Origin of the sequence: Streptomyces naganishii JCM 4654 (assembly GCF_014650575.1) — a bacterium.
Lineage (GTDB): Bacteria > Actinomycetota > Actinomycetes > Streptomycetales > Streptomycetaceae > Streptomyces > Streptomyces naganishii.
Genome location: NZ_BMVF01000053.1, coordinates 1 through 2,065 on the forward strand (window position 1 = coordinate 1; position 2,065 = coordinate 2,065).

The following is a 2,065-nucleotide window of genomic DNA, read 5'->3' on the forward strand; positions in this document are numbered from 1 at the left end:
TCTGGCGATGCGGGCGCTGGAGCGTGTGGTTGATCTGGGCGGGTCGGGGGATGCCGCTGCGTGCGTGGTGGACCTGGAGTGGGAGCGTTTCGCGGCCGGCTTCACGGCCGTACGCCCCACCACACTCTTCGACGAACTGCCCGAGCTCCAGAAGTCCCCGCACACCCCGGGCGTCGCCCGCGTGGTCACGGACGCCAATGAGGCCACCACGGTCGGCGAGCGCCTGCTCGGTCTGACCGAGTCCGAACAGCACCGTGAACTGCTGGATCTGGTGCGTGCGCAGGTCGCGGCGGTGCTGGGGCACAGCGGTGCGGACGCGGTGCGTGGTGACCGGGCCTTCCGGGAGCTGGGCTTCGACTCGCTGACCGCGGTGGAGCTGCGCAACCGCCTCGGCGCTGCCACCGGTCTGTCCCTTCCCACCTCCCTGGTCTACGACTACCCCACGGCCTCCGCACTCGCCGGCCACCTGCGCGACGAACTCGTCGGCCAGGACCCGGCGATAGCCGGAACGGCGGTGGACACCGCCACCGTGGCGGCCGTCGGCACCGACGTGGACGACGACCCGATCGTGATCGTGGAGATGAGCTGCCGGTTCCCCGGTGGCGTCCGGTCGCCGGAGGACTTCTGGCGGTTGCTGACCGAGGGCCGCGACGCGGTCTCCGGCTTCCCGACCGACCGCGGCTGGAACCTGGAGCGCCTGAGCGACCCCGATCCGGAGCGCCAGGGGACCTCGTACACCCGCGAGGGCGGCTTCCTCGACGGCGCCGACCGGTTCGACGCCGCCTTCTTCGGGATCAGCCCGCGTGAGGCGTTGGCGATGGATCCGCAGCAGCGGCTGCTGCTGGAGGTGTCGTGGGAGGCGATGGAACGGGCGGGAATCGACCCGTCGTCGGTGCGTGGCAGCCGTACCGGCGTCTTCGTCGGCACCAACGGCCAGGACTACGCCTCCCTCATCGCCTCCCCGCCCAAGGCCATCGAAGGTCACCTCGGGACCGGCAACGCGGCCAGCGTCGTCTCCGGCCGTATCTCCTACGTCTTCGGCCTGGAAGGCCCGGCGGTCACGGTCGACACGGCCTGCTCGTCGTCGCTGGTCGCCCTCCACCTGGCGGTGCAGGCACTGCGCAACGGCGAGTGCGATCTCGCGCTGGCAGGCGGTGTCACGGTGATGTCCACCCCCGACGCGTTCGTCGACTTCAGCCGGCAGCGGGGTCTTGCGGCGGACGGCCGGGTGAAGGCGTTCGCTGCGGGTGCGGACGGCACCGGCTGGGGTGAGGGTGTGGGCATGCTGCTCGTGGAGCGGCTGTCCCAGGCCCGGCGTCGTGGTCATCCCGTGCTGGCGGTGGTGCGGGGGAGCGCCATCAACCAGGACGGTGCGAGCAATGGTCTTACGGCTCCAAATGGTCCGTCGCAGCAGCGGGTGATCCGGCAGGCGTTGGCGTCGGCGGGGTTGTCGGCGGCGGATGTGGATGCGGTGGAGGCGCACGGTACGGGTACGACGCTGGGTGACCCGATCGAGGCGCAGGCGCTGCTGGCCACGTATGGGCAGGGGCGGGGTGAGGGGCGGCCGCCGCTGTGGCTGGGGTCGCTGAAGTCGAACATCGGGCACACGCAGGCGGCGGCCGGGGTCGCGGGTGTCATCAAGATGGTGATGGCCATGCGGCACGGTGTGCTGCCGCAGACCCTGCACGTTGATGAGCCGACTCCGCACGTGGACTGGTCAACGGGTGCGGTGGAGTTGCTGACCGAGGCCCGGGAGTGGCCCGAGACGGACGGCCGCCCGCGACGGGCGGGCGTGTCCTCGTTCGGGCTCAGCGGTACCAACGCCCACACCATCGTGGAGCAGGCGCCGGTTCTCGCCGAGCCGGAGCCGGAGCCGGAGTCCGGCCGGCCCGTTGAGCATGCGGTGCTGCCGTACGTCCTCTCCGCCAACGATCCGAAGGCGCTCCAGGCCCAGGCCGAGCGGCTTCGCAGCCACCTTCTCGAGCGCCCGGCCCTTCGGGGCGCCGACGTCGCCTATTCGTTGGCGACGGGGCGTGCTGCGTTGGAGCGGCGTGCGGTTGTGGTG

1 protein-coding gene is annotated in these 2,065 nt (G+C 71.5%); it reads left to right on the forward strand.

Going from position 1 to position 2,065, the window contains the following annotated elements; translation table 11 throughout:
• On the forward strand, nucleotides 1–2,065 hold a 2,065-nt coding region (locus tag IE217_RS34295; protein ID WP_229865862.1), incomplete at both ends, for a type I polyketide synthase.